23 protein-coding genes and 1 pseudogene are annotated in these 20767 nt (G+C 61.4%); 16 read left to right on the top strand and 8 right to left on the bottom strand.

All coding sequences use genetic code 11. The features are described from left to right. Positions 1–79 precede the first annotated feature (79 nt). Positions 80–292 (bottom strand): hypothetical protein, encoded by a 213-nt coding sequence (locus KCX70_RS04380; RefSeq protein ID WP_212619409.1) that lies wholly within the window; start codon positions 290–292, stop codon positions 80–82. A 129-nt stretch (positions 293–421) separates the two neighbouring features. Between KCX70_RS04380 and KCX70_RS04375 the strand changes: the two genes are divergently transcribed. The 10 genes from KCX70_RS04375 to KCX70_RS04330 all read left to right on the top strand — a co-directional run bounded on the left by KCX70_RS04375 (position 422) and on the right by KCX70_RS04330 (position 7659). Continuing rightward, positions 422–1315, top strand: coding sequence for a DUF2971 domain-containing protein (locus tag KCX70_RS04375; protein WP_212619408.1), 894 nt, complete (start codon positions 422–424; stop codon positions 1313–1315). Positions 1316–1407: 92 nt separating this feature from the next. Next, on the top strand, positions 1408–2265 hold the full coding sequence (locus KCX70_RS04370; RefSeq protein WP_212619407.1) for a cell division protein: 858 nt from the start codon (positions 1408–1410) through the stop codon (positions 2263–2265). 73 nt (positions 2266–2338) lie between these two features. Next, complete coding sequence (locus KCX70_RS04365; protein ID WP_212619406.1) at positions 2339–2617, top strand: hypothetical protein; 279 nt, start codon at positions 2339–2341, stop codon at positions 2615–2617. A gap of 807 nt (positions 2618–3424) precedes the next feature. Continuing rightward, complete coding sequence (locus tag KCX70_RS04360) at positions 3425–3874, top strand: DUF2231 domain-containing protein (protein WP_031311109.1); 450 nt, start codon at positions 3425–3427, stop codon at positions 3872–3874. Beyond that, on the top strand, positions 3871–5163 hold the full coding sequence (locus tag KCX70_RS04355; RefSeq protein ID WP_212619405.1) for a PQQ-dependent sugar dehydrogenase: 1293 nt from the start codon (positions 3871–3873) through the stop codon (positions 5161–5163). The genes KCX70_RS04360 and KCX70_RS04355 overlap by 4 nt, the downstream gene beginning before the upstream one ends. 120 nt (positions 5164–5283) lie before the next feature. Further along, complete coding sequence (locus KCX70_RS04350) at positions 5284–5670, top strand: tautomerase family protein (protein ID WP_212619404.1); 387 nt, start codon at positions 5284–5286, stop codon at positions 5668–5670. A 42-nt stretch (positions 5671–5712) separates the two neighbouring features. Beyond that, positions 5713–6327, top strand: coding sequence for a LysE family translocator (locus KCX70_RS04345; RefSeq protein ID WP_212619403.1), 615 nt, complete (start codon positions 5713–5715; stop codon positions 6325–6327). Positions 6328–6365: 38 nt separating this feature from the next. Next, the gene (locus KCX70_RS04340) at positions 6366–6824 is read left to right on the top strand and encodes a hypothetical protein (protein ID WP_212619402.1); all 459 of its coding nucleotides are present in this window, start codon (positions 6366–6368) and stop codon (positions 6822–6824) included. Between the two features lie 91 nt (positions 6825–6915). Then, on the top strand, positions 6916–7314 hold the full coding sequence (locus tag KCX70_RS04335) for a GFA family protein (protein ID WP_212619401.1): 399 nt from the start codon (positions 6916–6918) through the stop codon (positions 7312–7314). Between the two features lie 12 nt (positions 7315–7326). Beyond that, entirely contained in the window at positions 7327–7659 is a 333-nt protein-coding gene (locus KCX70_RS04330; protein ID WP_212619400.1) for a hypothetical protein, read from the top strand. A gap of 173 nt (positions 7660–7832) precedes the next feature. Here the strand turns inward: KCX70_RS04330 and KCX70_RS04325 are convergent, their stop codons facing one another. The 4 genes and pseudogenes from KCX70_RS04325 to KCX70_RS04310 form a co-directional block, all read right to left on the bottom strand. After that, a complete protein-coding gene (locus KCX70_RS04325; RefSeq protein ID WP_212619399.1) occupies positions 7833–8579 on the bottom strand; it encodes a gamma-glutamyl-gamma-aminobutyrate hydrolase family protein in 747 nt (248 codons plus the stop codon). A 50-nt stretch (positions 8580–8629) separates the two neighbouring features. Further along, a complete protein-coding gene (locus KCX70_RS04320; protein ID WP_212619398.1) occupies positions 8630–9907 on the bottom strand; it encodes an NAD(P)/FAD-dependent oxidoreductase in 1278 nt (425 codons plus the stop codon). A 141-nt stretch (positions 9908–10048) separates the two neighbouring features. Continuing rightward, positions 10049–11542, bottom strand: coding sequence for an aldehyde dehydrogenase (locus KCX70_RS04315; RefSeq protein WP_212619397.1), 1494 nt, complete (start codon positions 11540–11542; stop codon positions 10049–10051). A gap of 12 nt (positions 11543–11554) precedes the next feature. After that, positions 11555–12936 (bottom strand): annotated as a pseudogene (locus KCX70_RS04310) (glutamine synthetase family protein). A gap of 188 nt (positions 12937–13124) precedes the next feature. Here KCX70_RS04310 and KCX70_RS04305 point away from each other — a divergent pair. Then, positions 13125–14027, top strand: a complete 903-nt coding sequence (locus KCX70_RS04305) for a LysR family transcriptional regulator (RefSeq protein WP_212619396.1) — start codon at positions 13125–13127, stop codon at positions 14025–14027. A gap of 309 nt (positions 14028–14336) precedes the next feature. After that, entirely contained in the window at positions 14337–14552 is a 216-nt protein-coding gene (locus KCX70_RS04300; protein ID WP_212619395.1) for a hypothetical protein, read from the top strand. A 7-nt stretch (positions 14553–14559) separates the two neighbouring features. Here the strand turns inward: KCX70_RS04300 and mdtD are convergent, their stop codons facing one another. Continuing rightward, the gene (gene mdtD, locus KCX70_RS04295; RefSeq protein WP_021208798.1) at positions 14560–15972 is read right to left on the bottom strand and encodes a multidrug transporter subunit MdtD; all 1413 of its coding nucleotides are present in this window, start codon (positions 15970–15972) and stop codon (positions 14560–14562) included. A gap of 321 nt (positions 15973–16293) precedes the next feature. On the opposite strand from mdtD, the gene KCX70_RS04290 reads away from it, so the two are divergent. The 4 genes from KCX70_RS04290 to KCX70_RS04275 are packed head-to-tail and all read left to right on the top strand — an operon-like array spanning position 16294 to position 19426. Further along, positions 16294–16827 (top strand): iron transporter, encoded by a 534-nt coding sequence (locus KCX70_RS04290; protein WP_021208799.1) that lies wholly within the window; start codon positions 16294–16296, stop codon positions 16825–16827. Positions 16828–16841: 14 nt separating this feature from the next. Next, a complete protein-coding gene (locus tag KCX70_RS04285) occupies positions 16842–17174 on the top strand; it encodes a cupredoxin domain-containing protein (protein ID WP_021208800.1) in 333 nt (110 codons plus the stop codon). Positions 17175–17195: 21 nt separating this feature from the next. Beyond that, positions 17196–18053 (top strand): FTR1 family iron permease, encoded by an 858-nt coding sequence (locus tag KCX70_RS04280; protein ID WP_021208801.1) that lies wholly within the window; start codon positions 17196–17198, stop codon positions 18051–18053. Continuing rightward, positions 18050–19426, top strand: coding sequence for a 4Fe-4S binding protein (locus KCX70_RS04275; RefSeq protein ID WP_212619394.1), 1377 nt, complete (start codon positions 18050–18052; stop codon positions 19424–19426). Before KCX70_RS04280 ends, KCX70_RS04275 begins: the two co-directional genes overlap by 4 nt. Before the next feature lie 420 nt (positions 19427–19846). Here KCX70_RS04275 and KCX70_RS04270 read toward each other — a convergent pair whose 3' ends face one another. Both KCX70_RS04270 and nrdD read right to left on the bottom strand, forming a co-directional pair. Continuing rightward, positions 19847–20542: an anaerobic ribonucleoside-triphosphate reductase activating protein gene (locus tag KCX70_RS04270; RefSeq protein WP_212619393.1), complete on the bottom strand. Its 696-nt coding sequence runs from the start codon at positions 20540–20542 to the stop codon at positions 19847–19849. A gap of 2 nt (positions 20543–20544) precedes the next feature. Next, complete coding sequence (gene nrdD, locus KCX70_RS04265; protein WP_021208804.1) at positions 20545–20709, bottom strand: anaerobic ribonucleoside-triphosphate reductase; 165 nt, start codon at positions 20707–20709, stop codon at positions 20545–20547. Positions 20710–20767 lie beyond the last annotated feature (58 nt).

Here is a 20767-nt window from a genome sequence, read left to right as displayed (position 1 = left end):
GTAAGCAATGCAAGGAACGTTATTCACCAGTCCCGTTGGGCGTCTTATACACCATTTGGTGTCTAATCATAGTTAGGCGTCATTTCTTTTTCTGGCATTTGCACAGTATGAAAGTTGGTTTAGCTTCCGGTGCTTCAATAATTAATCTGAATGTTTTGCGCAGCACGAAAGTGCGCCGTGTTGTCCGTGCCGGCTCGCGCTCGAACTTCGCCCAGGCTGGCGCACAAGCACCGTGCACGGGTGTGAACCTGTCACCTATTTCGGGCTTGATGGTTTTTTCAGGTTCGGCCACTGTGGGGTATTCATCGACGAAGCCCGCTTTGCCCCGCTGCCTAACAAGCGGTTCAAGTCGCTCACTTCGTTCGCTGGGACCGGCTAAAGCCGGCCCCTTAACCAAACGTTAGCACCTCAAAGGATAGTCATGAGCCTGTATAAATATTTGACTATAGATACATTGAAAAAGGTGATTGGCGGGAGCATTCGGTTCACCCAGCCAGGTGCATTTAATGACCCATTCGAAATGCTTCCTGAATTGCATATTCCTACCGATTTTCTCGCAAAAGAATTGCAAATTAGTTTTGATGTCACGGGTCAGAGAAGATCTCCTCCAATTGGCGAACTGAATCCAGAATTCAAATCCGACCAATGCAGCGATGTTAATTCAAGAAATATTGTTTCATCGCTAAACAACTCAATCGGAGTACTCTGTCTATCCAAAAATAATGACTCCCTTCTAATGTGGTCTCATTATGCGGATGAATATGCTGGGGCGGTTATTGAATTTGACGACGAGCACGAATTTTTCCAAGGAAAAATCGAAATAGACTACAGGTCAGCGCGCCCAATAAAAGATATTTCCGCTTACATTTCAGATGGCGAGGCCGTCCCAATCTCAGAGTTATGCACGAAGTCGGATCAATGGGAATATGAGTCAGAGGTTCGGTTAGTCAGAAGCCTCAATGATTGCAAGAAAGTTTCTGATTCAGGTAAATTTCCTATATACGTGATGAATATTCCTATAGCTTGTATTAGGTCAATAACGCTTGGCGAAAGAACAAGCATTGAAAATCAGAGAGAAGTCTGGGAGTTAGTCAAAGAAACAAACATATCTCTTTCTTTGGCCGCAATTTCAAATTGGGGTTATTCATTTAGACCTGAGCTCATAAAATTTAATGAGCCATACCCTAAATTCAGCCCAATAATTAGTCCTAGAACCGCACATATTTTCAAAGACTATCCTGGTGAACTAGGCGAAATTTCGCGCTGGACGATAGAAAATCATAAGCTTAGCGCCGTGGCGAACAACACCGTATGAAGTGCTAACTAGTGGTTCAAACCGTTCGCTTCGCTCACTGGGACGGGCTAAAGCCCGCCCCTTAACCAAACGTTAGCCGCCAAGGAACGAACATGGCAGATCAAGCTCTTTGCACTAGCCGCAACATACCGCTTCCAATCCAACGAGAGGTCCGTCAACGGTGCGGTTTTGGGTGCGTGATCTGCGGCATGCCGCTTTATGAATACGAGCACATGAGCGAATGGGCACAAGTTCATCGGCATGTCGCAGATGAAATCACACTTTTGTGCGATCAGCACCACCGTGAAAAAACGGGGGGACTTCTTCCCAAAGAACTAGTGCAAAAAGCAAATGCCAATCCATTTAATCTGCGTGAAGGGGTATCAAAACCATATAATCTCCACTTTTCGGGCAATCAGGCTGAGATTTTTATTGGCGGGAATAGCTTCACGTGTGAAGACCAGGGATACGGGACTGTCATGGTTCCAATTAGTATTGATGGAGTTGCTCTCATCGGCTTGATTCTCGGCGACGGGCATCTTTTGTTGAATGTTGTCGCATTTGACGAATTCAACTCTCCAGTACTACACATCAAAAATAACCAGCTTTTTTATTCGACATCCCCCTGGGATATTCAACTGGTCAGTACAACTCTTACAATACGGGAGGCACACCGCAAAATCTTGCTGGAGTTGGAGTTTTCGCCACCAAATAAGGTCATCGTCACAAGAGGGCGATTCTTACGAAATGGTATCGAAGTGCTTGTGCGCCCAGAGAATATCCTCATCACAAACAACGCGACCTACATCAGCGGTTGTCATGCACACAATTGCTACGGCGGACTGATCCTCGGCCATCACGAGCAACAAATGTCCGGTTTTATGGCGATAAACGGTATTCCACGCTACCTCGGTGATAGGAGCGCAGCCCTGTTGTTTGAAAGAGAATGCCAACAGCGCAGTGACGGCTAACAACTGGTTCAAGTCGCTCGCTTCGCTCACTCGGGACCGGCTAAAGCCGGCCCTTAACCAAACGTTAGCCATCATGGAAAACATCCAGCAGCTCACCCAAGAAGCGAAAGACTGGCTCTCCCACCAAGATGAGCCAGAGCATGGCTCGTCCATTTGGTATGCCCACAACAACCTGCGATCCTTCATCTCCACTCTTGAGTCTGATGCATCGTCTATTGGCATACAGAGAGCAGTTCAAGCTTTGCGCCACCATATCTTGGATCAATATGATTGGTCCGCTGACTACTGCAAGGCCATCTCTAGCTTTTGTGAGGCGGCTGATCGCATCCGTCGCAAGATGGCTAACAATTAATTCAAGCCGACGTCGCTTCGCGGCTCGGCTTAATTTAGGCGTTAGGCACTGTGAAGGATTTTAAAGACATGAAACAACGCAAGTGTGGGAAGTGCGGTGGCAGCATGGAGCAGGGGTTTATTCCCGACATTGGTCAGGGCGTTCAATTATTACACTGGCATGATGGGCCACCCGAAAAGTCGTTTTGGCTGGGGCCAATACGTAGTTCTACCTCGCAGATCCCTATTGGCGCGTTTAGGTGCTCTGAATGCGGTTACCTTGAACTTTACGCTTTGAACGACTATTCGGCCTCTTAGACCAATGGCTATCGGCCTAACACTGCGTTGCAGTTGGACGTGCTTCGCACGCCCCCTGACCTTGGTGACTTTCCAGTTTTCTTTCACTATGTAAACGTTGGGCCGCACATGACAGAGCACGAAATGATCACCGACGTGTACCTACCAATAGCATTGCCTAATCGCGCCACAGGGCCCTAACAGGTAATTCAATATCGCTCGCTCCGCTCACGGGGGCAGGTTAAATGCTCCCCTTAACTAATCGTTAGCCGCGGGCTCGCATTTTTCGACGATTAATCCCGGTTGTCAGGCCTGAACGATAGCAGCGCCAAAATACATCAGCTGCTAGCATTTGAAATTAACGCCAGCTCGGACGCGCCCCGATCTGGAGGCGACGAACAAGCGCCCCGTCGATTCATGTGAACTAACCCGGCAGCGGCACGATCCCCACTAAGGCACAGTCAGAACGATTCCGGCCCTTAGCGCGTGTGCGCCATGCAGGCCTGGATCGTCCAGCAATGAGGACGCCTTCGTGACCGTTATCACCCACAGCACCCACCACACCACGCACAGCATTTCTCGGCATGTGCCGAACCCTGTACACGCGACGCTGCTGGCCGGAACCGTTCCGTTGTTTCTTGGCGGGTTGTTGAGCGATGTCGCGTATTTCCGGACCTATGAAATTCAATGGACCAATTTCTCTTCCTGGTTGATTGCGGGCGGGTTGCTGTTCTGCGGGCTGGCGATTCTGTTCGCGCTCGTGAACCTGGCCCGAGCCCATCAGAAGAAGGGGCGTCCAGTGGTTTACCTTGCGCTGCTGGTAGTCACTTGGGTGCTGGGCTTCATCAATGCGCTCGAACATGCCAAGGATGCCTGGGCGACCATGCCCTTGGGGCTGGTGCTGTCGGTCATCGTTACCCTGCTGGCCTGCGCGGCGACCTGGATAGGCATGACCAACCTGCGTGCAGGAGGTGAGGCATGAAGCAGGCACCTGCACTTTCCGTCCTGGCGATATCCGTGCTCCTGAGCGCCTGTGGTAGCGAGGGGGACAATGCCCAATCCTTTGGCGCGCAGCCCAAGCTGCCCGATCCGCAGCGGGGCTTGCTGCCCAGCATGAAGATCGCCGACCCCGCATCATGGGGCGATCGCAAGCCCACCGTGCCGAGCGGCTTTACGGTGACGGCGATCGCGACCGACCTGAAGATTCCGCGCCAGACGCTGCTGCTGCCCAATGGCGACATCCTCGTCGCCGAGGGCAAAGGCGGTAACGCACCCAAGCTCAAGCCCAAGGATGTGATCGCCGGCTATATCAAGGCACAGGGCACTACCTCGGTAAAAAGTGGCAATCGCCTGACCTTGCTGCGTGACGCCGATGGCGATGGCCGTTACGAGCTGCAGACCGTGTTTGCCGACAATCTCAACGCGCCCTACGGCCTGGCGTTGCATGAGGGCAAGCTGTACGTGGCGAACCAGGACGCCCTGGTGCGTTTCGAGTATCAGGAGGGGCAAACCGAGGCCAGCGGCCCGCCAACCAAGGTCACCGACCTTCCCGCCGAGATCAATCACCACTGGACCAAGTCGCTGACGATCAGCCCTGACGGGCGCTTCCTCTATGTGGGTATCGGTTCGAACAGCAACATCACCGAGCGTGGCATGGAAGCGGAAGTCGACCGGGCGATGATCTGGCAGATAGACGCCGAAACCGGCGCCCACAAGCCCTACGCAACGGGTGTGCGCAATCCCACGGCGCTGGCGATCCAGCCGGGAACCGGCCAGCTGTGGGCGGTGGCGAACGAGCGCGACGAACTGGGTCCCGATCTGGTGCCCGACTACCTGACCTCGATTCAGCAAGGGGGCTTCTACGGCTGGCCCTACAGCTATTGGGGGCAGAATGTCGATAACCGGGTGCGCCCGCAGAACCCGGACCAGGTCGCGTCAGCCATCAAGCCGGACTACGCGCTCGGCTCGCACGTCGCCGCTCTCGGGCTGGCCTTCTCCAGCCCGGCCATGGGAGGCGAGTTCGCCGATGGCGTCTTCGTTGGCGAACATGGCAGTTGGAACCGGGAACAACCGGTGGGCTATAAGGTTGTTTTCGTGCCGTTTAGCGACGGTCGTCCGGCCGGCGAACCGGTGGATTTCGTGACCGGCTTTCGCACGGACGAAGGCAAGACGTTTGGCCGCCCCGTCGGCGTGACGGTCGATCCGGACGGGGCGCTGATCGTCGCCGACGACCTGTCGAATACCGTGTGGCGGATAACCCGCAGCCAATAAGGCTCCGTTTTTTCGAAATCAGCCAGCGACCGAAGCGGTCGTTGGCTACACTTCGTCGCTCCAGCAAAACTGCCAATCCGTTATGCCGCGGCGCGACGCCGGCTGCCCAGAGGAATCCAAATGATCGTTGTCTATGGCATCAGAGAGCGGCTCGACCCGATCAAGGCGCGGCTATCGGACGTCATTCACGGCTGCATGCAGGCGGTGCTCGGCATGCCGGAGAACAAGCGCGCCCATCGCTTCGTCCCCATGGAGACGGCCGACTTCTACTATCCGGGCGGCCGAAGCGATGCTTATACCGTCATCGAAATCAACATGATGGCGGGGCGCAAGCCCGAAACGCAGAAAGCGCTGATCAAGATGCTGTTCAGCGAGCTCGAACGCCAGCTCCACCTCGCGCCGGTCGACGTCGAAATCACGATTACCGAACAGCAGCCCTATCAATGGGGCTTCCGGGGCATGACCGGTGATGAAGTCCGCGACCTGACCTACAACATCAACCGATAGCCGCTCGCCTGACTGCGCCAGGCTCCTGAGGACACACCCGCCATGCCCAGCCTCGAATTCCTCGTCACCTCGCTGATCGTCGTGCTCATTCCGGGTACCGGCGTCGTTTTCACGGTCTCCGCCGGGCTGACGATGGGGCGGCGCGCCAGCCTGTTCGCCTCGGCGGGCTGCACGCTGGGAATCGTTCCGCATTTGCTGGCAACGGTGCTCGGCCTGGCCGCCGTCATGCATACCAGCGCCGTGGCCTTCCAGACGCTCAAGTACGTGGGCGTCGCCTACTTGCTTTACTTGGCGATCGCCACATGGCGCGACCGCTCGGCGTTCGCCACCCAGTCGGTCGCAGTGGGCAACGGCGCGCTCGGCCTCGTCTGCAAGGCATTCCTGCTGAACATCCTCAATCCCAAGCTGACGATTTTCTTTCTCGCCTTCCTGCCCCAGTTCATCAGCCCGACCGACGCCTCCCCTACCCTGCAGTTGCTTACGCTCAGCGCTGTGTTCATGGCGATGACCTTCGCCGTCTTCGTGCTGTACGGCCTGCTCGCCCATGCGTTCCGCAAGGCGGTGATCGAGTCGCCTCGCGTTCAGGCCTGGATGCGGCGCGGTTTCGCCGCCACGTTCGCCGCGCTCGGGGTGCAACTGGCGGCCTCGGAGCGTTGATGGCCTGACGCGCCGGTCGACCCTTCAAGGAGACTGCAATGCAAAGAAAGATAGTAGCGCCGATGCATGTCCTGTTCGCCACCCAGGAACTGACGATTCCTGAAGTAGGCGTCCACGCCGAGCGACACGGGCGCGAATTGATGGAAGCTGTCGAAACCTATGGCTTGCAGATCGCCGGGCCGTGGCTGTTCGTCTCGTACAACCTGCCCAAGAACGAAACGGATCGCTACACCATGGATTTCTGCCTGCCGATCAGCAATGCGCAGGCCTACACGGGCGAGCGATTGTCCGTTAAGCAGCTCGGCAGTTTTCCGTGCGCCAGCCTAGTTTACGACGGCGTGCTGCGGGATCTTTTCACTGGCGGGTATCGGCCGCTTATCGAGCAGATCACCGCGGCGAACCTGAGCTTCACCGGCGAAAGCCGCGAGGTCTACCACGCCTGGCACGGCCCCGAGTCGCACGAAAACCGTATCGAAATTCAGTTCGGCGTGGTTTGATCCAGCAGTCCCTCGCGTGGGTCGGGCGAGCTCGGCGCCGCCCACCAATGCGGGGGACCCAAGCGCTGGGTAATCACAAGGAGGCGAGACGATGACGCAAACCGGTAGCTGTCTGTGTGGCGGCGTTCGATATGAGATCGACGGGCCCCTGACCGACGTTCTGAACTGCCATTGTTCGATGTGCCGAAAGCTGCACGCATCGGCATTCCGAACGCGAGCCAAGATCCGCTCGGCGGACTGGAAGCTCATCGCCGGCCGGGAGCTGATCAAGTTCTACGAGTCGTCTCTAGGCGAGCACAAAGGCTTCTGCTCGAACTGCGGCTCCAGCCTGTACACGCGCTTCGACGCCAATCCGGACGTCTACGGTTTTCCACTCGGCACGCTCGACACCGATCCAGGTGTCGAGGCGCAGCGCCATGTGTTCGTGGCCAGCAAGGCGCCGTGGTTCCACATCACCGATGACCTGCCCCAGCATGCCGAATATGACTGAGCGGGCGAGCCGTTGAGCCGCACCATCGGCCAGTGCCGGGTTCGGATATGGCTTGGTCTCTGCGCGTTGCATGTGCTGCTGCTGATGCTCGCCGTCTTCACCACGGCGCTGCGCCAGACGCCTTTCGAGGCCTTCGGGATGACGGCGTTGGCGGTTCCTTATCTGCTCCAGCAGAGCGGCTTGCCGGTCTTGCAGGGCAACGGCGCGAGCGGTTGGGGGCTGCCGTCACCGACGCTGCTCGGTTGGCTGCTTTCACTCATGGTCTGGCTCACGTTCCACTGGCTGGTTGCCTGTGGCGTCGAATGGTTGATCAGACGCGCAACGGCCCGAGGCGCTAGCGCCTGATCGACGGCATCGACGGCATCGACGCTTAGGAGCGTCCTCGGCGCTCACCTGGCGATCCGTCGATGGGAACCGCGCCCGAAGTTCGAAGCGAGGCCATCGCGGGCGCCTGCCCCACTGACAGCGTCCGGCCTCGGGGGCGGGTGAGACCGGTTCGCGCGGGAAAGTCGCAGATCCTACCGAGCCGCCGCGTAGGCTTCGCACGCCGAGGCAAAAGCCTGGAACAGCTTCAGCGATTCGGGATTCTCCGCGATACGCCACTCCGGGTGCCATTGCACGCCAATGGCGAAACCTGGAGCGTCGCGTACGGAGACGGCCTCCACCAGGCCGTCCGGCGCAACCGCTTCGACACGCAGCGGCGCGGCCAACCGGTCAATGCCCTGGCTATGCAGCGAGTTGACCTGAAACACCGCCGGCAAGCCAATCCGCTCGAAGACCCCGCCAGGCTGAACCGTTACCGCATGCTGCGGCGCATACTGCTCGGCCAACGTATCGCTCTGCGGCTCGCGGTGGTCGAGATAGCCCGGCACCTCCTGTACACGCTGGTGCAGACTGCCGCCGAGCGTCACGTTGAGCTCCTGGAAACCGCGGCAGATGCAGAACACCGGCACGCCGCGCTCAATAGCCAGACGCAGCAACGGCAGCGTATTGGCATCACGGTCAGGGTCATGCGCGGTGCCGGCCAGGCTCGCGGGGCCATCGTAGCGGCGGGGCTCGACATTGGATGGCGAGCCGGTGAACAGGATGCCATCGAGGCTATCGAGCAAGCGTTGCGGATCGCTCGGCGTGCTACGCGCCGGTAGCACCAGCGGCAGGCCCGCAAAGGCGGCTGCCTCGACGTACTTGTCGCCGACGGTATGTGAATCGTATTTGCCGAGCTGCTGTCGGCAGGCGGTGACGCCAATCAAGGGCACGCGGGACATGAACAATCCTCCAAAAAGCCCGCCAGCGGATCACGCCGACGGGTATCGCCTCAGACGCCCAGGCGATCACGCAACTGGTAGTAGGTGGCGCCCAGCGCCGTGAACGGCACACGTAGCAGCTGGCCACCGGGAAATGGGTAATGCGGCAGGCCAGCAAACGCATCGAAGCGCTCGGCTTGTCCGCGCAGCGCCTCGGCCAGCACCTTGCCGGCCAGGTGGGTGTAGGTAACGCCGTGGCCGCTGCAGCCCTGGGAGTAATAAATGTTGTCGCCGATGCGGCCGACCTGGGGCAGGCGCGACAGGGTCAGCAGGAAATTGCCCGTCCAGGTGTAGTCGATGCGGACATCGCATAGTTGGGGGAAGGTCTTGAGCAGCTTCGGCCGGATGATCGCCTCGATGTCCGCCGGGTCGCGGGCGCCATAGACGACACCGCCGCCGTAGATCAGGCGCTTGTCTCCGCTCAGGCGGAAGTAGTCCAGCAGATAATTGCAGTCCTCGACGCAGTAGTCCTGCGGCAACAGGCTATGGGCCAGCTCCTCGGACAATGGCTCGGTGGCGATCACCTGGGTGCCGCACGGCATGGACTTGGACGCCAGCTCCGGTACCAGCCCTCCGAGATAGGCGTTGCCCGCCAGCACCACGAAGCGGGCTTTGACCTGGCCGCGTTCGGTATGCACGACAGGCTGCGCGCCGCGGTCGATACGAACCGCCGCGCTCTGCTCGTAGATCGCGCCGCCCAGCGAGGCCACTGCCGCCGCTTCGCCCAGCGCCAAGTTGAGCGGATGGATATGGCCACCGCTCATGTCCAGCATGCCGCCGACATACCGGTCGGTGCCGACGACCTCCCGGATGCGGCGCTCGTCCATCAACTCCAGCTGGGTATGACCGTACCGCTCCCAGAGCTTCTTCTGCGCCTCGAGATGGCCCATTTGCTTGGCGGTGATGGCGGCGAACACACCGCCATCCTTCAGATCGCAGTCGATGCCATAGCGGGCGACGCGTTCGCGGATGATGCGCCCGCCCTCGAAGGCCATCTCCCCGAGCAACCGCGCCTGAGTGGCACCGAGCTGGCGTTCGATGACGTCGATATCGCGGCTGTAGCTGTTCACGATCTGCCCGCCGTTACGCCCCGACGCACCGAAACCGACCTTCGCGGCCTCCAGCACGGTCACGCTGAAGCCGTTCTCCAGCAGGAACAAGGCGGTCGACAGGCCGGTGTAACCGGCGCCGACGATGCAGACATCGCATTCCACCGACTCGCTGAGTTGCGGATAGTCCACCCGAATGTTGCGTGAAGCGGCGTAGTAGCTGTTGACGTGTTGAGTCATAGGGAAACCCCCGGCATCTGATTGAACGCGCACCGGTTTCAACGTAGCGCCGGCCATACCGCTGGCCTGGCGAACAGACACGATGCGCGACTGTGAATGAATGAACGAAGCGGCGCGACGGCCGCCAGTCGCGATAGCTCGTTAGAGCTTGATCCAGGTGGCCTTCAGCTCGGTGTATTTGTCGAAGGCATGCAAGGACTTGTCCCGACCGTTACCCGACTGCTTGAAGCCGCCGAACGGCGCGGTCATGTCGCCGCCATCGTACTGGTTGACCCAGACGCTGCCGGCACGCAGCGCGCGGGCCGTGCGATGGGCTCGCGAGAGATCGGCGGTCCACACCGCGGCGGCCAGGCCGTACGGGGTGTCGTTGGCGATGTTCACCGCTTCCTCGTCGCTGTCGAAGGTGATCACTGACAACACCGGGCCGAAGATTTCCTCACGTGCGATGCGCATGGCATTGGTCACGCCATCGAACAGCGTCGGCTCGACATAGTTGCCGCCGGTCTCCTGCAAAGCGCGCTGGCCGCCGCTGACGAGCACGGCGCCCTCCTCTCGCCCCGCCTGGATGAAGCCGAGGACGGTTTCCAGATGACCGCTGTCGACCAACGCGCCGATGCGAGTCTTCGGGTCCAGCGGATGGCCCGGCTGCCAGCGTTGCAATGCGGCGACCACCAGCGGCAGGAAGCGATCCTTGATCGAGCGCTCGACCAGCAACCGAGAGCCGGCGATGCACACCTCGCCCTGGTTGAAGGCGATGGCATCGGCTGCCGCCGCAGCCGCGGCCTCCAGATCCGGCGCATCGGCGAAGACGATGTTCGGGCTCTTGCCGCCCGCTTCGAGCCAAACCCGCTTCATGTTCGACTGACCGGCATCGATCATCAGCTGTTTGGCGACCCGGGTCGAGCCGGTGAACACCAGCGTGTCGACGTCCATGTGCCGCGCCAGAGCGCTACCGACGGTGTGGCCAAAGCCGGGCAGAACGTTGAAGACACCGGCTGGAATGCCGGCATCGAAGGCCAGCTGGGCGATACGTATCGCGGTTAGCGGCGACTTTTCCGAGGGCTTGAGCACCACCGAATTGCCGGTGGCCAGGGCCGGACCGAGTTTCCAGCAGGCCATCATCAGCGGGAAGTTCCAGGGCACGATTGCAGCCACCACGCCAACCGGCTCACGGGTGATCAGGCCAAGCTGGCCATGAGGCGTCGGCGCGACCTCGCCGTAGACCTTGTCGATGGCTTCGGCACTCCAGCGAATGGCATTGGCCGCGGCCGGCACGTCGATGCTCAGCGAATCGCCGATGGGCTTGCCCATGTCCAGGGTTTCGAGCAGCGCCAGCTCTTCGGCATGGGCGAGCAACAGCTCGGCGAACCCGATCAGCACTCGCTTGCGCTCCGCCGGCGCGCGCAGCGCCCAGTCACCGCGCTCGAAGCTTTCGCGCGCGGCCTTCACCGCCGCATCCGCATCCTCGCCCGTGCAACTGGCGATGCGGGCCAGCTGCCGTCCATCGACGGGGCCGATGCAGTCGAACACAGCGCCGCCCACGGCCTCACGGTAGTGCCCGTCGATAAAGGCGCGGCCCTCGATGCTCAACCGGCCGGCGCGTTGCTCCCATTCGTTTACGGTCAGGGTCGTCATCCGTCGTGCTCCTTAGACCGTGTGCAGGTACCAGTTGTATTCGAGATCGGAAATGGTGCTCTCGAATTCCTGCATCTCCGCCTCCTTGCAGGCGACGAAAATGTCGATGTAGTCGGGGCTGATGTATTTGTTCAGCACTTCGCTGTCGTCCAGTTCACGCAGCGCGTCGCGCAGGTTGGTCGGCAGGGCCTGCTCGAGCTGTTCGTAGGCGTTGCCCTCCACCGCTGGCCCCGGGTCGAGCTCGTTGGTCAGGCCATGGTGAATGCCGGCGCCAGTATCGAGGCCATCATCAGGTACGGGTTAGCGTCGGCACCGGCCACCCGGTGTTCGATACGAATCGCCTCGCTGCTGCCGGTGGGCACCCGCACCGCTACCGTGCGGTTGTCCAGCCCCCAGCTCGGCGCGTTGGGCACGTAGAACTGGGCGCCGAAGCGGCGGTAGGAGTTGACGTTGGGGCAGAGGAAGGCCATCGATGCCGGCATGGTTTCGAGGATGCCGGCCACGGCATGGCGCAACGGAGCATGTTGTTCCGGATCCTCGGTGGCGAAGATGTTCTTTCCGGTCTTCTTGTCCAGCAACGAGATGTGCACATGCAACCCGTTGCCGGCCTGGCCGGGGTACGGCTTGGCCATGAAGGTGGTGTCCATCTCGTGGTCGTACGCGACGTTCTTGATCAGGCGCTTGAGCAGCACGGCGTGATCGCACGCCTTGATGGCGTCCTCGGCGTGGTGCAGGTTGACCTCGAACTGCGCCGGGGCGCTTTCCTTGACGATGGCGTCGGCCGGCAACGCCTGTTCCCGCGCGGCTTCGAGGATGTCCTGCAGGCAGTCCGAGTACTCGTCGAGGTCGTCGATCAGGTACACCTGCGTGGATATCGGTCGCTTGCCCGAAAGCGGTGAGCGTGGCGGCTGCGGGCGTCCGTTCACGTTGTCCTGATCGATCAGGTAGAACTCGAGCTCGAACGCCGCACAGACCGTCAGCCCCAGCTCATCGAATCGCTGCACCACCTGACGCAGCACTTCGCGCGGATCGGCGAAGAACGGCGTGCCGTCCAGCTCGTGCATGGTCATGAGCAGTTGCGCGGTCGGGCGCTTCTGCCAGGGTTCGGGGCTCAGCGTGTCGGGAATCGGGTAACACACGCGGTCGGAATCGCCGATGTCCATGCCCAGACCGGTGCTTTCAACCGTGGAGCCATTGATATCCAGGGCGAAGAGCGAGGCTGGAAGCTTGATCCCGTTCTCGTACACCTTGTGCAAGCTCGCCCGCTCGACTCGCTTGCCACGCACGATCCCGTTCATGTCGGCGATCAGCAGATCGACGTACTGAATTTCCGGGTGCTCCTTGAGAAAGCTGTTTGCTTCGTTGAGCTGTATGACACGTGGGGATACGGAAATCATTTTGAGAACATCCTTGCTGCCGACGCGCTGGTTCGCAGCGAATTTGTTATTGGCACGGGCTGCGGGCGCCGAACGTAGCGGGCTATCCCAAGCCTGGGAGCGATTTGATTCGCAGTAGCGAGCCGAGTATAAAATGCGCGCCAGAGCAATCCATAGCGGCAAAATCGCAAGGGATGTTTGCGCCGATGCAATATCAAATCACTCATGGCGACCTCAGCCTGGTACTCGCACTGGTACGAGGACGGACGCTGGCCAAAGCCGCCGAGCTGCTTCAGATGGACGTATCTACGGTCTTTCGCGCGCTGCGCAAACTCGAAGCCAATCTGGAAGTGGCGCTATTCGAAAAGAACCGCCGAGGCTATACGCCCACCCAGGGCGGCCAAGCGCTCGCCGAGCAGGCGGAGCGCGCGGAACAGGCGCTGGACACCGCACGAATCGCGCTGACACTCGGCGAAAAGACCATCAGCGGGACCGTTCGGCTGACGTGCACCGACGCCGTTCTGCGCAGCCTGTTGATCCCCGTGCTCTCGGAATTGATGACGCGCTATCCGGCCATTTCACTGGAGCTGGCGACTTCCAACGCGTTCGCCAGCCTGAGCAGGCGTGATGCGGACATTGCCCTGCGTCTTTCCAATGCCCCGCCCGAGCACCTCGCCGGCCGGCGCTTGAGCAAGAGTTCCTACTTCGTCTGCGGCCATCCCAGCTATCGCACGCTGTATCAACAGGCGCCCACGGAGCTAGCTTGGATCGCGCCCGATGACTCCCTTTCCGACCACGTCTCCGTCGCCTGGCGACTGCAGGCGCATCCCAACGTCGTACCGCGCTATCGCTGCAGCAGCATCTCGTCGGTGGGGGGCTTGGTTAGTGCAGGCTTAGGTGTGGCTGCCCTGCCCGATTTCCTGATCAGCAGCCTGGACGGCACGGAACGCCTGAGCGGCCCGCTGGAGGGTTGCGATACCGACCTCTGGCTGCTGACGCGCCCGGACAGCCTGTCGCTCCGCTCGGTACACGTGTTCTTCAACGAGCTGGCCGAGCTCATCCGAGCCCGGCTGATCGCCTGTGGCTGCGGTGAGAGTCAAGGCCACTAGCGGCGCGCCCCGTTTATTGCCGCGGCCTGCGGCAGCACCCATCCGGCTCTGGTCGTCCGGGTTGCCGTGTGTCCCGGCCCGCGCCAACCAGCCGCCGATGACGGCGGGCGCGACCAGTTCATCGGCGCTACCGCCAGGATCGGCATTCGGCATAGCCGGCGCGCCTAGACCACGCCGGCGAAGAACCGTTCAGCGGGATTCTGCCGTCAGGCGATGAGCGGACACTGCGCCTCTCGATCAAGCTGTCAGAATGACATCACCACCGCCAAGCAGTGGTCATTCTTGAGATCGAGCACGAGCCCGCCCACCATGTCTTGCGAAAAACTCTACACAATCGTCCTGGAAAACAGCCTGGAGGTGCTCCTCGAAGCGGGCACCATGGCGCAGGTCGAAGCGTTCTGGGATGCCAACGACAGCCGCTACTACGGCCTGCGCATGGAAGAGGACAACGGCTGCCACGCGCGCGTGATCGTCACCGACCAGATCCCCGAAGAGGAAGACGACGCCGAGCGCTGTATCGGCTGATCAGGCATCACTCTTCGTCGATTAAACGCGCGGCCATCGCCTGCTTGCTGTCCAGTTGGAAGAACAGCGAGGCCGCCATCAGCGACATGGCGCCTACGCATAAAAAGGTCAGGTGAAACGCCTGCAGCACCGCCGCGCCGTCGGCGCCCGGCTCCGTGAAGCCGCCCAGCAGGGCTCCGGCCGACGCCACGCCGAGACTCATCGACAACTGCACGACGACCGAGAGCAGGCTGTTGCCGCTGCTGGCGTTCTGTTGGCTCAGGCCGACCAGAGTGACGGTGTTCATCGCAGTGAACTGCATCGAGTTGACCATGCCGATCAGGCTCAGGTGCACCAGCATCAAGGCGGCAGGCGTCTGTCCATCAATGGTCGCGAGGCTGGCGATCAGACTGCCGAGCAGCAAGGTGTTGCCGATCAAGATACGCCGATAGCCAAAGCGGTCGATCAAAGGCTTGGCCAGCGGCTTGATCAGCATGGCCCCGACCGCCAGGGGAATCATGGTCATGCCCGCCTGCGCCGGCGAATAGCCTAGCGCCACCTGCAACAGCAACGGCAGCAGGAACGGCAGCGCACCGCTGCCCAGACGGGCGAACAGATTGCCGAAGATCCCCACCGCGAAACTGCGGGTATGAAACAGCGTCGGACTGAACAGCGGCTTGTCGACATGCCCCGCGCGCAACCAGTAGGCGGTCAGGCAGGCACTGCCGATGACCAGCAGCAGGAGCACCCGAGCGTGGGGCATCTGCATTTCGCCCAGCCCTTCGAGGGCGATGGTGATCAGCACCATGGCGCCGCCGAATAGCAGAAAGCCGAAGCTGTCGAAGCGTATCCGCTCCGGGCTTTTCAGGTCCGGCATGAAACGCGACGCGGCGAAACAGCCGATCAGCCCAACCGGCAGGTTGATCAGGAAGATCCAGTGCCAGGATGCGTATTCGACCAGCCAGCCGCCGAGTGTCGGGCCGATCAACGGGCCGACCATGCCCGGCAATGCAATGAAAGTCATGACCCGGACGAACTCGCTACGCGGATAGGCGCGCAACACGACCAGGCGCCCGACCGGCAGCATCAGCGCGCCGCCGACGCCTTGCACCACACGTGCGACCACCAGCTGGTTGAAGCTGGTGCTCATCGCGCAGAGGAGCGAACCGAGGGTGAACAGCATGAGAGCGGAGAAGAAGATCCGCCGGGTACCGAAGCGGTCGGCCAGCCAGCCGGACGCCGGAATCAGCAGCGCCACGGTGAGCATGTAGGCGATGACCACACCTTGCATGCGCAGCGGGTCTTCGGCCAGATCACGGGCCATGGATGGCAGTGCGGTATTTAGGATGGTGCCGTCGAGCGTCTGCATGAAGAAGGCGATGGCGACCAGCCAGGGCAATACACGGGCGGTTCGAGCATCCAACATGGCAGCTTGAGGCATTGGCATTCCCCGGGTCGAAAAGCATATGGTAGGCCCCTAACGGTCTACTCGCAGCCTTTATCGTCGGACGGCGCAGAGCACCGACCACACATCGACCACGCGAGGCGGGATCCCTCGCCTGAGGTGCGACAACCCGGCGCACCCTCGATGCGCAAGCCAGCGCAGGCAGCGACCTACGGCCTTCATGGCAACGACCAGGCGTCGAATCGGGGCTATACGTTACAAAGTATTTCGTTCACAATTGACGCGAATCATTATCGTTAAGCATCACAGGTGCGAACCTTAACGCGTCAACCTACAGCTCATCTACCGGAGGCCTTCATGCGCATTCCCGCTACTTTCGCCGTCATCTCTCTGCTCGTCGCGCCCCTTGCCCAAGCCAAGGAATACCCCATCGGTGAGCCGCAGCAGTGCGGCGGCATGGAGGTCGGCGCGGTCTACCTGCAGCCGGTCGAGATGGAACCTGCCGGAATGATGCTCGATGCCGCCAAGTCCGACGTGCACCTGGAAGCCGACATCTCCGCTCTTGAAAACAACCCCAACGGCTGGCAGGAAGGCAGCTTCGTTTCCTACCTGAACATCCATTACGCGCTGAGCAAGAAGGGTTCGGACGAGAAGATCGAAGGCGAATTCCATCCGATGGTCGCCAACGACGGCCCGCACTACGGCGATAACGTCAAGCTGATGGGCCCGGGCAAATACCAGCTGACCTTCACCGTCTCGCCGCCGGATGGCAAGCACAGCATGTTCGGCCGCCACGTCGACAAGGAAACAGGCGTCGCGCCCTGGTTCAAGACCTGCAAGCTGAATTACGAGTTCACCTACGCCGGTATCGGCAAGAAAGGCGGCTACTGAGCCGGAGGTCCGCCATGCGACGCGTCCTGCTATCCACCCTGGCCCTGCTCGCTGCCGGCTTTGCCGGTGGCGCCCAGGCCGGGCTGCCGACCTACGAGCTGACCATCCGTGATGGCCATTTCGAGCCGTCCACGATCGAGGTGCCGGCTCGCCAGCGCTTCAAGATCGTGGTCACCAATGCGGGCAAGGGGCCGACCGAGTTCGAGAGCACACCCCTGCGGGTTGAAAAGGTGCTCTCGCCCGGCGTGTCCTCGTTTGTCGTCATCCATCCGCTGAAACCGGGTCGCTACCCCTTCTTCGACGAGTTCCATATGGACCTCCCGGAAGGGGAGATCATCGCCAAGTAGTTCCGTCACAGGAGAAGCGACATGGGCCAATCAATGTTCATCGTCTGGCGCGAAAGCGTCGAGGCACTGCTGGTCATCGGCATCCTGCATGCCTGGCTGAGCCAGCAACCGAACAACCGTCATGCGCTGCGCATGCTCTGGGGCGGCGTCGCTGCAGGTGTCGGACTGGCCTCGCTGCTGGCCTGGGGCATCCTCAGCGCCGGTGACTGGCTGGCCGGCCCGACCGGTGAATGGTTCCAGTGCGCCATGCTGGTGATCGCCGCCCTGCTGATCCTGCAGATGGTCGGCTGGATGCACCATCACGGCCGCGACATGAAGCGCAATCTGGTCGACAGTGCAGCGGCCAGCCTCAGCCAGGGCAGCGGCATCGGCCTGCTGGTGCTGGCGATGCTCGCCGTGGCGCGCGAAGGCAGCGAGACCGTGGTGTTCCTCTATGGCATCGGCCATCAGCAGGAAGGCGCCGACCTGACCGGTTTCGTCATCGGCGGCGTGCTCGGCTTCGCGCTGGCGCTGCTCAGCTATGCGGCGCTGCAGGCCGGCAGCCGGTTCTTCTCCTGGAAGCGCTTCTTCAAGGTCAGCGAGGCGCTGCTGCTGTTGCTCGGCGCGGCGCTGCTGATGGCCGGGCTCGATCGCTTCAGCGGTCAGCTGATGGGCATGGATGTGCCAGAAGTGCTCTACACCGTGTTCGGCGACCCGCTGTGGGATACCTCCGCCCTGCTCGATGATGGCGGCACCCTGGGCAGCACCATCGCCGGGCTGACCGGCTACCGCGCGATGCCATCCTTGGCGGCGGTGATCACCATGGCGCTCTACTGGCTGGCCGTCTGGGCCTGGCTGCGACCGAAGTCGGAGGCTCGTCTGGAGGCTCGCACCGTATGATCGCCAACACCCCCTGGCTGGCGCGGATCGGCGATCTGCTGCGCCAGCACGCCGGAACCATCCGCCTTATCCAATGGCTGGTGGTTGGTTTCTATCTGGTCCTGCTGCTGGTGCCGGCGGTGCTCTCGTTGCCGCCGTCCGAGGCGCGCATGCTGGACAACATCACCGTGTTCGCCCAGTTCCTGTTCTGGGGGCTTTGGTGGCCCTTCGTGCTGCTGTCGATGGTCATTTTCGGCCGGCTCTGGTGCGGTGTGCTCTGCCCGGAAGGCTCGCTCAGCGAATGGATCAGCTGGCGCGGGCTGAACAAGCGCACTCCGCAGTGGATTCGCTGGAGCGGCTGGCCGACCATCGCCTTCGTGCTGACCACCGTCTACGGCCAGCTGATCAGCGTCTACGACTACGGCCGTGCCGCCGCGCTGATCCTTGGTGGCTCGACCGTCGCCGCGATGATCGTCGGCTTCCTTTATGGTCGCGGCAAGCGCGTCTGGTGCCGGCACCTGTGCCCGGTGAGCGGCGTCTTCGGCCTGCTCGCGCGCCTGGCGCCGATGCACTACAAGGTCGACGAAGAACGCTGGCAGGCCAACCAGGGACCGAAGCTGGCGACGCCCAACTGCGCCCCGCTGATCGACATCCGCCGCATGCAGGGCAACAGCGATTGTCATGCCTGCGGTCGTTGCAGCGGCCAGCGCGGCGCCGTCGCCCTCGCCGCCCGTTCGCCGAACCAGGAAATCCTCATCGTCGGCAACCAGTCGCAGCACGGCCACTGGGACAGCACGCTGTTGCTGTTCGGCATGATCGGCCTGGCCATGGGTGCCTTCCAGTGGACGGTCAGCCCCTGGTTCATCACGCTCAAGCAAACCGCTGCCGAGTGGCTGGTCGACCGCGACATCTTCTGGCCATTGGAGGCCAATGCGCCCTGGTGGTTGCTGACCCACTACCCGCAGAACAACGACGCCTTCACCTGGCTCGACGGCGCGGCGATCCTCACCTACATCGGCGCCAGCTCACTGCTCATCGGCGGCGCGTTATGGCTGGTGTTGCAAGGCGCGGTGCGTCTGATGAATCGCCGCGGCGAAGTGTTCAACCATCTGGCGCTGGCGTTCACGCCGCTGGGCGGCGCCGGGCTGTTCCTCGGGCTTTCGGCCACCACTATCAAGCTGCTGCGCTATGAAGGCTTCATCCTCGCCTGGGCACAACCGACCCGCGCCCTGCTCCTGGCCGGCGCCATCGGCTGGACCCTGACGCTGGCCTGGAAAGTGATCACCCGTCACGGCGCCAACGGACTGCGTCGCCTGCTGGCCTTCGGTTGCGTCGGACTGGCAACCGCGGTGGTCGGTTACGGCTGGTATCTGCAGTTCTGGGGCTGGAGCTGATCGGCTCGTTACGGTGGGGCTGAAACGGAACGCGGCCCGGCGCACGCTACCTGACAGTGCGATGGGCTTCGCCTATCGTGCTGCTTGCCGTTCGCGGTCAAGACCGCTCCCACGGGAATGCTTGCACTTAAGGCGGCACGCACCTTGTAGGAGCGGTCTTGACCGCGAGCTTTTAGCGAAGCCGCTCGGGCAACTCCGCCATCCCCATCAGGCATACGGCCAATCACGCCGCGATGGTCCACCCACAGCCTGCAGCTCTGCCGGGCGGGCGATGGGCTTCGCCCATCCTACTGCTTGCCGTTTGCGGTCAAGACCGCTCCCACGGGGATGCTTGCACTTAAGGCGGTGCGCACCTTTGTAGGAGCGGTCTTGACCGCGAGCTTTTAGCGCAGCCTCGCTGTCGGATAATTCAGTTAGCCATCAACCGCGCAAAACAAACGAGGGAAACAGCCGCCCCATCCGCTCCCACAGCTTCTGCTGGTCATAGGGCGCGCGGCTTTCCGCGAGGGACTCGTCGAGCATCTTCGCGGTGCGCACGCATTGCACGGCGAACCGCTCGACACCCAGCTTGCGCAGGCGCTGGGCCATATCCCACAGACGTTCGGCATCGAACAGCTGCCAATGCACGGTGGTGCGGCACTCATAGTCCACGCCGCTACCGATGAGCGCCTCGAGGCTTTTCCAGTTGGCCTCGCCACTGCCTTCGACCCCGGTGATCAGCCGGCCGTGTTCGGGCAACGCCTTGACGTCGAACCCCACCCAGTCCACCAGCGGCAACACCTGACGAAACAGCTTCGGCTTGATACCGGCGCTGTGCAGCCCGACTTTGAAGCCCCTGGCGCGCACCTGGGCGATCGCTGCCGACAGCGCCAGTTGCAGGGTTGGTTCGCCGCCGCTGAAGACCACCGCCTCGAGCAGTCCGACGCGCTGGTCGAGAAAGTCGAGGATGTCGTCCCAGCTGCGCTCCTGCGTGCCACAGGCCGGAATCAGCTCGGGATTGTGGCAGTAGCGACAGCGCCAGCCGCAGCCCTGGCAGAACAGGACGCAAGCCAGATGATCGGGAAAGTCGAGGGTGGTCAGGGGCACCAGGCCCCCGACCCGCAGCGCAGCGCCCATGGCTAGCGCGCCAGCCCGGCCGCCTGCTCGGTGAAATGGGTGCGCTCGCGGTGTTCGGACTGCTTGCCCGGGTTGAACGCCGCGACCGGGCGGTGATAGCCCATCACGCGGGTCCAGACTTCGCAGCGCTGGCGTTGGGCTTCGGGCAGTTGAGTGGCGTGGGTCATGTGTCGCTCCTTCGTGGTGAATGAATAATCGTGGAAGTCCCGCTCGCAAAAGCGGTGT

The organism is Stutzerimonas stutzeri (assembly GCF_018138085.1).
GTDB lineage: Bacteria > Pseudomonadota > Gammaproteobacteria > Pseudomonadales > Pseudomonadaceae > Stutzerimonas > Stutzerimonas stutzeri_AI.
This window is presented reverse-complemented; position numbering and strand designations above follow the sequence as displayed.